The following is a 14,026-nucleotide window of genomic DNA, read 5'->3' as shown; positions in this document are numbered from 1 at the left end:
TGCGCGATGAAACGCAGGGCGGTGGCAAAACGGGTTAAGCCTGGCGCGGATGCCGACGAACGGTAAGGCGAGTCTCGGGTTTCCTCAAGCGTCGCCACCCTGCTGGTCACGCCGGGCACACCGGCCGTGCGGCTTGTATTGCCAGCGATCGGGAGGCCCGGTTTATCGCTTTTCACGGCGTTTCGCGCTTCTTGCCAGCGCCGTTGCGCAGGGTTTGGTTACCTGCTCCGAGTGGCTGTCAGAGAGCGCGAGAGTGTCCTGCATTGCAATGCGATATGCGCCTACATGCACGGAACGCGGTACGGCGTAGGGTGGATTTGGGCTTGTGAGTCTCGGGCCAAAACCAAACCAAGGCGCAGGCGGCAGGGCCGCGCCTTATCGCGAAAGGAGTGGTACAAATGGCATATGGCGACTACGAAAACCGCGAAAACCGCGATGCAAACCGTGATCCCGTTACGGATGAACCCGGCTCTCACCCGCTAGGCACAGGCGTGGGTGCGGCGATCGGCGGTGTGGCAGGTATAGGCGCCGCGGCAGCGGCGGGTGCCGCGATCGGCCCGGTTGGCGCAGCCCTGGGTGCCGCCGCGGGTGCGGTGGCCGGTGGGCTGGCTGGCTCCCAAGTGGGCGAGGTGGTGAACCCGACCGAAGAGGACGAATACTGGCGCAGCAACTTCCACAACGAGCCGTATGTGGAGGAGGGAAGCGATTTCGAACGCTATGCCCCAGCCTATCGCACCGGCTATTTGGGCCGCGGTCGGTATCCGGACAGCAGCTTTGAAGCATCGGTCACGGAATTGCGGGATGACTACTACGCCAACCGGGGTGATTCGGATCTGGAATGGGATGACGTGCGCGAAGCAGCCCGGGCGTCGTGGCAGCGTATCGACGAGCGTTCCAGCATCTGAAGGTTGTTACCTAACGATAGACGCGGCGCATGGGCGGCAGCAACGCAAGCGGTAGCAAGGTCGACGGCTGCACGCTCAGCACGGCTTGAGCGTTGCCGCCCGCCGGCGCCGCGCGTTTCTGCTGCTCCTTTCGGTGGGGCTTCAACCCTGCTGGCTGCGTCGTGCTCGCGGGCCATACGTCTGGTACGGACTGCGAGTGTAGGGATCCGGTTCATCGCCTTTCAGGGTGACCGGCGAAAAGTCCGGTGCATCGCTTTTCCGGGCGTTTCACACTTCTTGCCAGAACTGCGCTGCTGGGTTTTGTTGGCCACTATCGGCAAGGCTGAGGGTTCTTTAGAGCCAGCGGCCCGCCACATCGGTTTGCCAGTGATCGAGGTGCAAATCCACCAGCTGGCACAGGTTTTCGAGCGTGCTCAAGTGGCTCAAGTACCGATCAATCAACGCTGAAGAAACCCCCGCAGCGATCTCGTCTTGAGGCAGGCCGCATCGATCGAGGTGCCATAGCTCCGCCACCGGTTGACGGTGGATAAACAGTGCCTGCGCGTTTCGCTGATCGGCCGCGGCAGCCCTGACATCGCTGACGACAATGGAATGGTCTGAGTGGCTATCGATCGCGTCTTGCAGCTGGCCGATGTAGTAGTCACTATCCTGGTCGGTGCGCCAGGTATGCCAGCAACGCACTATCCGCTCCGGGGTCAGCGGAAGGTCGAGCAAACGCAGCCAACCTTCCGGGGGCGTGTAGGCGCGTGCCCCCCGTTCATCCTCAAGAAACCAGAGGACGAAGTCCTGGTTTTTGCACTTGCGCATGCGCAACGACAGCGTGGGGTGGCTGCTGGTCGTCGGGTCGCCAAACAGCTGGGGAGCCACATCCCAGGCAAGGCTGATTTCACCGATCAGTGCTTGCGTAAAGCTCAACTTCAAGAATCGATGCTTGTTGACCAGATGGTCTGCGGCGATCTCCGAACCAGCTTTACTCGGGCCCGTGAGCCCTAGCACGAGGCAGGTCATGGCGTGTCCTCCCATCCCTCACAGGGTCAACTCGCCGGCACAGTATGAGTCTTTTTCTGTTGCGTTTATTCGATCTCAGTCAAGTTTTGCGCAAGAAATAGGTAAATGTTTTTGAACAATTTGGCCGGGTGAATCGCAGCTGAAGCGCTGCCCATCGTGACGGGTGGCGGCGGTGAGGGCCGCTGCGGCAGCTGGCCGATTCAATGCGGATCGTTCCGCAATGCTGGCGTTGTTGCACAACCCGGCAGAAGGTCGAACTAGCCCCAACCCCGGACGGGTTTATCCCACGTGCGCTGTTTCTGGCGTGCCCCGTTGCGTGAAGCGGTCGGGCAAGGCAGCACGAACCGGCAGTTCCGCCACCTGCCGCTCGAATGGGCGTGCCTGCACCCGTTCACCCAGCAACCGGCAGCAGCGCATCCTGGCTTCGACCAGGCTGCGTTGATGGTAACCACTCCAGCGTTTCCAGGTCGCCGGACCCAGCCGGCGCATCGCACGTAGTACTTCGTACCGCACTCGCGCCAGTTGGTGGTCTTGTACTGGGCTGGAGCGGGCTTGGTCATGGCCGGAGTTTACCGATGGGGTTCAGGCGAGGGCAGTTGTGCAACAAAGCCTCGTTGTGCTCAAACCGGTCGGCGCACACGATCGGGCGTGGGCACGGTCTGCCCTGCCTTTCCACCGTCGAAGGGGTTGTGTTCCGGGCCTGCCGCCAATGCCGCTACATAACCGAACGGGCCGGGGAGCAGCCAAACGCGGGTGTGGGTGAGCGGTATGCCGTCGAAGTGTATCGGCACGGCTGCATCGGGAACGACGGCTAGGCGTTGCAGATTGCCGGCAATGCCGCAGCCCCAGCTTTTGAGGACGGCTTCCTTTGCAGACCAGAGTGCGTGAAAGCGCGTTGTATCGTCCGATTTGTCCAACCAAACCCGTTCGGCGGCGGCGCAGACCTCGGCGGTCAGTTGCGCCAGATGGTCGATGGGCCGCACCTGTTCGATATCGATCCCCACCGGCCCCCGCTCGCTGATCGCGATCAAGGCGTGTGCGCCGGCATGCGACACATTGAAATGCCGGCCACTTGCAAGCCAAGGCTTGCCATAACGTCCTGGTTGGAACACCAGGTCTGCTGCGTTCAAGCCATCGCGGGCGGTAAGCACCTGCCGCAGCGCCTTGCGCGTCGCGATGTAGCGCAGCCGGTCCGGTATCTGCACGAACCGCAAGGCCTTGGCTTCTTCGGCCAGCGGCAGGCCCGTCACCAGGCTTGCATGCCAGTTGGTATGGGGGTCGATGTCGACGCGCCAGAGCGCGATATCGACGGCGGGTGAGGGCAGGGCGTGAACGGTCCACATGCCGGCATGGTAACGCGGCAAGCGTCGCGGTTCGCCTGCAGTGGACGGCAAAGCAAAACCGCCATCACCGTCTATCGGAGGAAATCGTGCTTCTGATCACGGCCTGCCCGCGAAGGATGCTCGGCACTGACCCAGGTTTTGTCATTCATCTCTTTGTTTCTTCTTGGGTTTTCCTGAGCATGGCCACTGAGGCCCGGGCGAGTTTCGCGCCGGCTAGGCATCGTTACTTTCCTATGGGCCTGTAGTTTCCTACAGCTCTCTTTCTGCTTGCCCGCTGTTTCAATCGCCGTAGTTGATTTTCAAGACAACTTTCTGCACCCGGTTGGGCCGGGTTGCACACGGGGATAGCAATGCAGAACGGCGCAAATACCGGACCGCAGGGGATATACACAGCGTGCGGTCAGACCCTGGTGGAGCTGCTTGAGCAGGCCGCCCAACAGGCACGATCGGATACCGGCTACGTATTCCTGAAGCAGGGCGATGCAGAAACCGCTCGCCTGGGCTTCGCCTCGCTGGCCGAGCGTGCCAAGGTGATCGCTGCCGGGCTGCAGTCACGGCATTGCGCTGGGGAGCGGGTGTTGTTGTTGTATCCCCCGGGCATCGACTTCGTCGTGGCGATGTTCGCCTGCTTCTACGCCGGTGCGATCGCCGTGCCGCTGTACCCGCCGGTGGCGAACCGCAACATGGACCGGCTCAACGCCATTGCAGCCGATTGCCAAGCCCGGTTCGTGTTCACGCTGTCCGAGATCGTCGATGAGATGCGGGCGGGCCAGATGGGCAGCTCGGCGCTCGACGGACTGGACTGGATCGCGACCGATGTCGACCTGGCGGAGCCGTCCGCTTGGCGCGCCCCCCTGATCGATCTCGATACGGTGGCCTATCTGCAATACACCTCGGGCTCGACCTCGCAACCCAAAGGGGTGGTCATCACCCATGCCAATGCGGTTCACAACTGCGCGCTGCTGATCGATGGCTGGGAAGTGACCCCGGGCAGCGTGATGGTGTCCTGGTTGCCGCATTTTCACGACTTCGGCCTGGTTTCCAGCGTCCTGATGCCGGTCCTGGCGCATATCCAGGCGGTGACCATGCCGCCCGCAGTCTTCGTGCAGCGCCCGATCCGCTGGCTGCGGGCGATCGAGCGCTATCGCGGCACCCATACCGGCGCGCCCAACTTCGCTTATCAGCTGTGCGTCGACCGCATCGCTGAGGCCGACCGCGCGCAACTGGATCTGTCCAGCCTGCGGGTGGCCGTCAACGGCGCGGAGCCGATCCGCGTGCAGACGATACGCGACTTCGTGGCCGCCTTTGCCGTCGCGGGGCTGAGCCCCAATGCCGCCTGCCCGGGTTATGGCCTGGCCGAGAGCGTGCTCAAGGTCTCCACCGCCTCGCCGGCATTGCCGGCCACCGAGGTGCATATCGACGGCGCACAGCTGGAACGCGGCCGGATTCAGGTGGTGGACGCCGAGCAAGCGGGTTCACGCCAGTTCATGGCATGCGGCGTGCCACGCGCGGGCGTCGATGTACGCATCGTCAATCCACAGACGCTGCTTGAATGCGCTGCCGATGAAGTGGGGGAAATCTGGGTCTCGAGTCCCAGCGTGGCCAGCGTGTACTGGGGGCGGGACGAGGAATCGCAGGTGTTTCATGCGCGCATGCTGGGCCAGCCGTCGGCGGGCCGCTATCTGCGCACCGGCGATCTCGGTTTTCTCCATCACGGCGAAGTGGTGTGTGCCGGCCGCATCAAGGACCTGATCATCATCCGCGGCGGCAATCATTACCCGCAGGATATCGAGGCGACGGTTGCCGACGCGTTGGCGGCATACGGTCCTGGTGCGGGGGCGGCCTTTGCAGTGGAGCACGACGGGGAGGAGCGGCTGGTCGTGGTCCAGGGCCTCGAAAAGCGCAATCTGCCCAGCGACGATCATCAACAGATCGTGCTTGAGGTGACCCGGGCACTGGCGGAACGACATGGCCTGGAACTACAGGCGCTTGTTTTGGTGCCGGCCCGCAACGTGCCACGCACTTCCAGCGGGAAAATCCAGCGCGCGGCCTGCCGCCGCGCCTACCAGGATGATGCGCTTTCGGCGCTGTTCACCTGGAGCCGTCCGGTGTTGACGCCGGAACCGGCCTTGCTGGCCGGGGCGGACAGCGCCGATGTTGCAAGCTGGCTGCGCAGTCGCGTCGCCCATCATACGGCGCTGCCGGTGGGACAGATCAAGGCAGACGAGCCGTTTTCCAGTTTTGGCATCGATTCAGCGCGTATCGTCGCCATTTCCGGTGAGATCGGCGAGCGCTATGGCATCGAGCTGGAGGCCTCGCTGCTGTTCAGCTATCCGACGATCGACGCGCTGGCCCGCTATCTGACAGGGCAAGGGGACGCGGTGCGTCCAGGCGCGGCGACAGCCCGCCTGGAAGAGGAAATCGCCGTGATCGGCCTGGGTTGCCGTTTTCCCGGCGCGCACGGCCCGGACCAATTCTGGCAGCTGGTGCGGGATGGCGAGGTTGCGGTCGGGGAAATACCGGTCTCGCGCTGGGATGGCAAGGCGCTGTTCGATGCCGACCCGCAGGCCCCTGGCAAGATCAATACCCTGCGCGGTGGTTTTGTCGACGACGTTGATTGTTTTGACGCCGACTTCTTCAAGATCTCACCGCGTGAAGCGGCACGGATGGATCCGCAGCAGCGCCTGCTGCTCGAAACGGTATGGGAGGCGCTCGAGCATGCCGGCATCGTGCCTGCCAGTCTGGCGGGCAGCCAGACCGGCGTGTTCGTCGGCATGGGCGCCGGCGACTACGCGCTACAGCAGCTGTCGACGCTGGAGCACATCGACGGACATGCGGCGACCGGCAATTCGCACGGCGTGGCAGCGGGGCGTCTGTCCTACCTGCTGGATTTGCACGGCCCCAGCCTGGCCATCGATACCGCGTGTTCGTCCTCGCTGGTGGCGGTCCACCTGGCCTGCCGCAGCCTGCGCGATGGTGAGTGCGATCTTGCCATCGTCGCCGGCGTGAACCTGCTGCTGCGTCCGGAATGGAGCGTGGCCTTGTCCAAGGCGGGCATGCTGTCAGAGCAGGGCTGGTGCAAGGCGTTCGACGCCGAGGCATCCGGTTATGTCCGCAGCGAAGGCGTTGGCGTAGTGATCCTGCGCCGGCAAAGCGAGGCCGTTGCGGCTGGCGATCCGATCCGGGCGTCGTTGCTGGGCTCGGCCGTGAACCAGGATGGCCGTAGCAACGGCCTGACCGCGCCCAATGGTCTGGCCCAGCAGGCGGTGGTGCGTCGGGCGCTGCAGGTGGCTGGTGTCGAGCCAGCGGCCATCCATTATCTGGAAGCGCATGGCACCGGCACGCCCTTGGGCGACCCGGTGGAGGTGGCCGCGCTCAAGGCCGTGCTGTCCAAGGGGCGCACGGCGGACACGCCCTGCAGCCTGGGGGCGGTGAAGGCGAACATCGGCCACCTGGAGGCTGCCGCGGGTATTGCCGGCCTGATCAAGGCCTGCCTGGTGCTGCAGCACCGGCAGATTCCACCTTGCGCCCAGTTCGAAACGCTCAACCCGCAGATTCGACTGGATGATGCGCACTTCGAAGTGTCCCGGCAGACACGGCCATTCCCCGCGGCGGAACGCCACTATGCGGGTGTCAGCGCATTCAGTTTTGCCGGCACCAACGCCCATGCGGTGCTGGCCAGCGCACCCACGGTGCCCGAGGCGGCCTGCGGCACCCCGGAGGACGAATTCGTACTGCCAGTCTCCGCGCACTCCGAGGGGGCCTTGCAGCGCCAGGTGGCGCGCTATGCCGCCGTACTCGCCGATCCGGCCAGCCGTTCTTCGCTGCGCGACCTGTGTTTTACCGCCGCGATCGGACGTACCCATTTCGCTGCGCGGGTTGCCTTTGTCGGCCTGAGCAAGGCCGAGCTCGTCACCAAGATGACGAGCTGGCTGAGCGATGCGCAGATCGGCGCTGCCGACGACCTGGCCGATCCGCAGCTGGTGTTCGCCTGCGGTGATGCTGCCGCCCGGCCCGGCGAAACAGGCAGTGCCTTGTTCCGCGACAGCGTGGTCTACCGCGACGCTTTCATGCGCTGCGCCGCAGCGGTGCAGCACGTGCGCGGCGTCGATCTGCTGGTGGCCCGGTCGGAAGAGTGCGCTCCCGGCGCCGAGGAGGCGCAGTTGCACGCCTTTGCGACCGGCTATGCCCTGTATGCCCAATGGGCGGCCTGGGGCGTGCGCGCGGATCTGCTGCTGGCATGCGGTGGCGGCGTACGCCTTGCCGCCTGCCTGGCGGGCGCAATTTCGCTGCACGCCGCGTTGGCTCCAGCGTGGCCGGAACAACTGTCGCCGCTGCAATTGCCCTTGTTGCTGCCAGGCCAGGGCCTGATCGCTGCCGGGACTGCCTGCGAGGTCGCATGGCTGGCCGAGGCCGAGTCGGAAGGCGCGGCGCAGGCGGTACAGGCGGTGGCGAGCTTTGCGCGGGCAGCGGTGCTGATCGATCTCGCGCCCGGTGAAGCGCTGACGCAAGCCAGCGCGCAGGCCGGCGCAGACGTGGCGGTATGGCCTTGCCTCGTGCGTGGTCGCTCCGAATGGTTCGACATGGGGTGCGCGCTGGCCGCCTTGTATCGCCGCGGCTACTCGATCGATTGGCCGGCCGTTGCGCAGTGCAAGCCGGGTCGCCGGGTGGCATTGCCGACCTACAGCTTCGAGCGGGTCCGGCACTGGCTGGATACGCCGGCCCCACGACCGAGCGGATCACCGGCCCAGCCAGACGCCACCCCAGCGATCAGCGTGGCGCTGTTCCAGCAACAGCTGGCCGTGCTGAACCAGCAGCTGGCGGTCATCGAGCAGCTCAAATAAAGGAAGCAACCATGCCAGACCAAAATTCGACAGAACAGCTGCATGCGGCCAGCCGGGCCGAGGCACGCAAGCAGATCCTGGCCACGTTGGTGGATATTGCCGCGCGGTTGTTGGAAATGGAGCCATCGCGCATCCGGCCGGGAACCATGTTCCTCGACTATGGCGCCGATTCCATCATGCTGGTGAACCTGGTGCGTCAAGTGGACGAGCGCCTCGGCGTCAAGATCAAGATCCGCCAGCTGTTCGACGAGCTGACCTCGCTCGACCTGCTGGCAGATTATGTGCTGGCCGCTACGCCACGGGCTGTACCGGCTCGCGCAACCGTGCCGGAACAGGCCACTCCCGCTGTACCGGCAGCCGGAACGGCAATCGTGCCCGTGCTCGCCGGTCCGGACCCAATCCAAGCCGATCCGGCAGTGGCCGCGCTGATTTCCTCCCAGCTCTCGCTGATGATCCGGCAAATGGAAATCCTGGCCGGACGCACATCAGTGCCGGTCGAGGGCATCGCGGCCACTGCTTCGTTGCGTCTGCCTGAACCGGCCGTTGCGGCACCGGCCTCCGGTGGCTTCTGGACCCGACCGCGCGACCGGGGGATGGGCGAGGGGGCGGAACGCACCCTGCCGGCCGGTCACGCGGCACGCCTTGCCTGCTTTGCCGGGCGCTCGCTCGACTACAGCGTGTACTTCTTCGGGGCCTACCCCAGGGAATATCAGGCGGACAAGTATCAGCTGCCGTTTGCCGTGGCGCGCGAGGCCGACCGTTGTGGCTATCGTGCGCTCTGGCTGCCGGAGCGGCACTTCCACGAATTCGGCGGCATCTCGCCGAACCCGGCTTTGCTGGCTGCGGCCATTGCGCGGCAGACCGAGCGCATCGCATTGCGCGCGGGCAGCGTCGTGGTGCCGCTGCACCATCCGCTGCGCATTGCCGAGGAATGGGCGGTGATCGACAACCTCGCGCCAGGGCGGGTCGGGGTCGCGCTGGCCAGCGGCTGGCATCCACGCGACTTCGTGCTGGCGCCGCAGAACCACGCGCAGAGCCGGCAACTCACGTTTGATGCGGTGCCACTGTTGCGCCGGCTCTGGGCCGGCGAAAGCGAGGCCTTCCCGGGCGGCGACAACAAGCCCTACCCAGTCTCCGTTTTTCCGGCGCCATGCAGCGCAGAGATTCCGCTCTGGCTCACCATCGTCAACAACGTCGAGACCTACCGCGAGGCCGGGCGTCTTGGCGTCGGCGTGCTCACCAACCTGATGGGCCAATCGCTGGCCGAGCTGGAACTCAACATCGCTGAATACTGGGCCGCGTTCGAGGCCGCCGGCCACGACCTTGCCCGGGCACAGGTGACGGTGCTGCTGCATACCCACCTGGCCGAGACCGAAAACGCGGCTCGCGATGCGGCACGAGAGCCGCTCAAGGCCTATTTCCGTTCGACCGTGGCCTTGTTCCAGAGCCTGGTCAAGGCGCAAGGACTGGGCGCCGATTTCGATGCGCTGCCGGAGTCGGATCGCGAATTCATCTTCGATCGGGCATTTGATCGCTATGTGGAGACCTGCGCGCTGATCGGCTCTCCCGAGTCGGTACAGCCCATCATCGAAGCGCTGCGGCAAATGGGCGTGACCGAGATCGCCAGCTTGGTCGATTTCGGCTTGTCGTCCGAGCAGGTGGTCGCCGGCGTGAAGCTGGGTGCACATCTGATCGAGGCGGAGCAGCGGCGGCCCATCGCCCAGGTGCCGTACCGACAGGTGCCGCTGACGGCGATGCAGCAGCAGATGCTGCTGCTGTGCCGGCTGGGGGAGGGCGCGCTGCAGGCCTACAACGAATGCGTGGCCTTCAGGCACACCGGCCAGCTCGATGAAGCCTTGTTGCAAGTCGCGCTCGACCAGCTCGTTGCCCGTCATGATTGCCTGCGTGCCAGCGTGGATGAAGCGCAGGGCGCATTGCGCATACATCCGGCCGCTGCGGTGGCTTTATTGCGCCACGATCTGCGTGCCTTGTCGCCGCAGGCCCGGGGTGCCGCGCTGCAGGCGTTGCTGCTGGCGGAAAGCAATCATCGTTTCGATCTGGCCGCCGCACCGGTGTTCCGGCCGAGCCTGATCGTGCTGGACGAGTGCGAGACCGTTGTCGTCCTGAACAACCATCACCTGCTGTCGGATGGCTGGTCGATGGGCATCCTCATCCGCGAGCTCGACCACCTGTATGCCTGCCTGCGCTCCGGCGCCAGCGCGCGCTTGCCGGCGTCGGCGCCATATGCCAGTTACGTGGAGCGCCACCAACGCCGGTCCGCACAGCCGGGACACGACGAAGCCGAAGCGTACTGGCTTGCGCAATACGCCAGCCCGGTGCCGGTTGTTGACGTGCCGACCGATTTTGCCCGTCCTCCGGTCAAGACATTCCGCGGCGAGCGCTGCCAGCGGCGCATGGGGCGGCAGTTGGTCGAACGCTTGCGCAGCCGGGCCACGCAGGCGCGCAGTACGCTGTTCATGAGCGTGCTGGCCGCTTACGCCTTGTTCATTTCGCGGCTGGCCAACCAGCAGGAACTGGTGATCAGCATCCCGTCGGCCGGCCGGACCTTCGAGGGCGCGGATACGCTGGTGGGCTACTGCCTCAACTTCCTGCCGATCCGCCTGCAGCTCGATCCCGCAGCGCCGTTCAGTGCCTTGCTGGAGCAGGTGCGTTCCCGCGTGCTGGAGGCGTTCGATCATCAGGACTATGCGTACGCCGACCTGCTGGCGCAACTGAACCTGGCATTCGATCCCTCGCGTACGCCACTGGTCGCTGGGGTGTTCACCTACAACGAAAGCACTATCCAGGCGCCCGCGCTGGGCGGCCATGCCGAGTTGCTGGCCCCGCCCATTGCCTGGGCGAAATTCGACTGGCACCTGATCGCGCTGGAAGAGGATGGCGACCTGCTGCTGAGCGTCGATTTCAATCTCGACCTGTACCGGCCGCAGACCATCGCCCATTGGCTGGAGTCGTTCGAAGCACTGCTGGCGCACATTGCCGACACGCCGCACCTGGCGCAGGGCACCGTACCGCTGCTCAGTGCTGGCCAACAGGAACGGCTGCTGGGGGACTGGGCCGAGCACCGGCTGCCCTATCCACAGGCGCAGGGGATTGCCGAGCGCTTTGAAGAAATTGCCAGGCTCTACCCGGAAGCCCCGGCCTTGCGCCACGGGCCGCAGCGCTGGTCATATGCCGAGCTCTGGCGCGAAGTGGCCGGCCAGGCCACTCGGCTGCGCGAGGCCGGCGTGCATCCCGGCGACGTCGTCGGCCTCGGTCTGGGACGAGAGGCCGCGTATGTGATCGGCGCGCTGAGCATCCTGCACTGCGGTGCGACCTATATGCCGGTCGATGCCAGCCTGCCGGAAGAGCGCCTGCGCCACATGGTGGAATCGACCGGAGCCGCTCTGCTGCTCGCCGACCGGGATGCCGCGATCACGCTGCGCGAGGCATTCCCGGCGCTGCTGGAGTATGGCAGCGCCGCCGATGAGGCCCCCGCGGCACTGGCCGTTGTTTCCGCACAGACACCTGCCTATGTGATGTTCACCTCCGGATCGACCGGCTTGCCCAAGGGGGTGGCCGTGCCCCAGCGCGCGGTGATGCGGCTGGTGACGGCCTCGCGTCATGTTCGCTTGGGCCAGGACGAACGCATCCTGCTCGCGTCGTCGCTGCTGTTCGATGCATCGATCTTCGAAATCTTCGGCGCGCTGCTCAATGGCGGCGAGCTGGTGGTCTATCCGGAACCGGTATTAAGCCTGGTGGGCCTGGGCCGGGTGATCCGGGAGGCCGACATCACCACGCTATGGCTCACCGCCGGGCTGTTCCACCAGATGGTGGAGGAGGACGTCGGTGTCTTCGCCGGGGTGCGCCAGCTGCTGGCGGGTGGGGATGTGTTGCTGATGCAGGATGTCCGCCGCGTGCTCGCCATGCACCCGGAGATCGCGCTCATCAATGGATATGGGCCGACCGAGAATTGCGTCTTCACCTGCTGCCATCGGGTCGAGCCGGCCGATCTCGCCGAAAGCCAGGTGCCGATTGGCACCCCGGTCGCCAACAGCAGCGTCTATGTGCTGGATGCAGTTGGGCAGCCGGTGACCATCGGCATGCCGGGGGAGCTCTATACCGGCGGTGACGGCCTGGCCAACGGCTACCTGGGTCGACCCGAAGCCACTGAGGCTGCGTTCGTCTTGCGCTCGCCGCGCGGTGAGGCGCAGACCCTGTATCGCACCGGCGACCTGGTGCGCTGGCGCCACGACGGATGCCTGGAGTTCCTGGGCCGGGTCGATCGCCAGATCAAGCTGCGTGGCTATCGCATCGAGCTCGATGAAATCGAGGCTGCGCTGGCGGCGCATCCACAGCTGCGCGATGTCGCGCTGCTGGTGCGCGATGACTTGGCCAGCGATAAGGCGCTGGTGGCCTACATGACGGTCCGTGAAGGCGAGGCCGCGCCGACGGTGGAGGCGCTCAAGGCCTTCCTGCGGCTGCGGCTGCCCGAATACATGCTGCCTGGCCACTACTGCCTGCTGCCACAGATGCCGTTGAACGGCAGCGGCAAGGTGGATCGCCGTCAATTGCCGCGCCCGGAACTGCCGATCGCAGCCGCCGCGCATCGACCCGATACGCCGCGTGAGCGCGATATCGCCGCGATCTGGTGCGAGCTGCTGGCGGTGGCCGACGTGGATGTGCAGGCCAATTTCTTCGACCTGGGTGGCACTTCGCTGCTGCTGGCCAAGCTGCACGCCCGGCTCGATCAACTGCTGCCTGGCCGGATATCGATGGTGGACCTGTTCCGCGCACCGACCGTGGCCGCCATCGCCCGGTTGGCAGAGGACGACGCTGCCGCCGTGCCATCCAGCCCGCGTCGCGGTGAGTCGCGCGCGGCCAAGCGCACCCGGCTGGCCGGACGGGCGCCGGTGACGGGGACCGCCGCATGAATGCTCAGCAAATCAACCAAGGAAGCGAAGCGATGTTTTCCGACCATGCGATTGCCGTCATCGGCTATGCCGGCCGTTTTCCCGGTGCAGATTCGGTCGAGGCGCTCTGGGAGCGGCTCGCCGCTGGCGATCACCTGATCGACAGTCCGGACGATGAAAGCCTCAAACAGGCCGGCGTGCCGGATGCCGCGTTGTCCGATCCGCGCTATGTCAAAGCCGCGGTATCGATTGCCGACGCCGAGTATTTCGATGCCGGCTTCTTCGGCTATGGCCCCAAGGAGGCCGCGCTGATCGACCCGCAGCAGCGCTTGTTCCTGGAGTCGGCCTGGCAGGCACTGGAGCACGCCGGCTACGACGCCGCGCGTTACCATGGCGCCATCGGCGTCTATGCCGGCAGCGGCAGCAGTACGTATTTGCTGAACCAGGTGCTGGTCAGCGGAGCGCCCGTGGCCGACGTGATCGAAGGACTCGGCGGCTTCCAGGCCTTCCTGGGGAACGATCGCGATTTCCTCTCCACCCGTGTCTCTTACAAGCTGGGCCTGACCGGCCCCAGCCTGACGCTGCAGACCGCATGCTCCACCTCGCTGGTCGCGGTGCACCTGGCCTGCCAGGCGCTGAATTCCGGCGAGTGCGAGATCGCGCTTGCCGGCGGCGTATCGCTCTTTTTTCCGCAGGGCATCGGCTATTTCTACGCCGATGGCATGATCCTGTCGCCCGACGGGGTATGCCGGCCTTTCGATGCCGATGCCGCCGGCACGGTGCCCGGCAATGGCCTCGGCATGGTCGTGCTCAAGCGCTACGCCGACGCGGTGGCCGATGGCGACACCATCCACGCCGTGCTGATCGGCTCGGCCATCAACAACGATGGCGCGGCCAAGATGGGTTATACCGCGCCCAGCGTGGAAGGGCAGGCCTCCGTGATCGAGGAGGCCATCGCGGTCGCCGGCATCGGCAGCGAGACGATAGGGTATGTGGAAGCGCACGGCACCGGGACG

6 protein-coding genes and 1 pseudogene are annotated in these 14,026 nt (G+C 65.4%); 4 read left to right on the top strand and 3 right to left on the bottom strand.

Annotated features, from left to right (window positions below):
• Positions 1 to 398: 398 nt before the first annotated feature.
• On the top strand, positions 399 to 905 hold the full coding sequence (locus NLI84_RS13050; RefSeq protein WP_255990847.1) for a hypothetical protein: 507 nt from the start codon (positions 399 to 401) through the stop codon (positions 903 to 905).
• A 333-nt stretch (positions 906 to 1,238) separates the two neighbouring features.
• Here NLI84_RS13050 and NLI84_RS13045 read toward each other — a convergent pair whose 3' ends face one another.
• The 3 genes and pseudogenes from NLI84_RS13045 to NLI84_RS13035 all read right to left on the bottom strand — a co-directional run bounded on the left by NLI84_RS13045 (position 1,239) and on the right by NLI84_RS13035 (position 3,256).
• Entirely contained in the window at positions 1,239 to 1,913 is a 675-nt protein-coding gene (locus tag NLI84_RS13045; protein WP_255990845.1) for a hypothetical protein, read from the bottom strand.
• A 279-nt stretch (positions 1,914 to 2,192) separates the two neighbouring features.
• Positions 2,193 to 2,423: pseudogene (locus NLI84_RS13040) on the bottom strand (IS5/IS1182 family transposase); the annotation flags it as partial.
• Between the two features lie 110 nt (positions 2,424 to 2,533).
• Positions 2,534 to 3,256, bottom strand: a complete 723-nt coding sequence (locus NLI84_RS13035) for a 4'-phosphopantetheinyl transferase family protein (RefSeq protein WP_255990843.1) — start codon at positions 3,254 to 3,256, stop codon at positions 2,534 to 2,536.
• Positions 3,257 to 3,666: 410 nt separating this feature from the next.
• Here NLI84_RS13035 and NLI84_RS13030 point away from each other — a divergent pair, with 410 nt between their 5' ends.
• The 3 genes from NLI84_RS13030 to NLI84_RS13020 all read left to right on the top strand — a co-directional run.
• Positions 3,667 to 8,100, top strand: a complete 4,434-nt coding sequence (locus tag NLI84_RS13030) for a beta-ketoacyl synthase N-terminal-like domain-containing protein (protein ID WP_255990836.1) — start codon at positions 3,667 to 3,669, stop codon at positions 8,098 to 8,100.
• An 11-nt stretch (positions 8,101 to 8,111) separates the two neighbouring features.
• Positions 8,112 to 13,031 (top strand): non-ribosomal peptide synthetase, encoded by a 4,920-nt coding sequence (locus tag NLI84_RS13025; RefSeq protein WP_255990831.1) that lies wholly within the window; start codon positions 8,112 to 8,114, stop codon positions 13,029 to 13,031.
• Positions 13,028 to 14,026, top strand: a 999-nt coding sequence (locus NLI84_RS13020) for a beta-ketoacyl synthase N-terminal-like domain-containing protein (protein ID WP_255990829.1), incomplete at its 3' end; no start/stop codon positions are given. The genes NLI84_RS13025 and NLI84_RS13020, both read left to right, overlap by 4 nt.

This window comes from Chitinolyticbacter albus (assembly GCF_024437655.1).
Classification (GTDB): Bacteria; Pseudomonadota; Gammaproteobacteria; order Burkholderiales; family Chitinibacteraceae; genus Chitinolyticbacter; species Chitinolyticbacter albus.
Note: the sequence above shows the minus strand (reverse complement) of the source record. Positions and strands in the feature narration are given on the sequence as shown.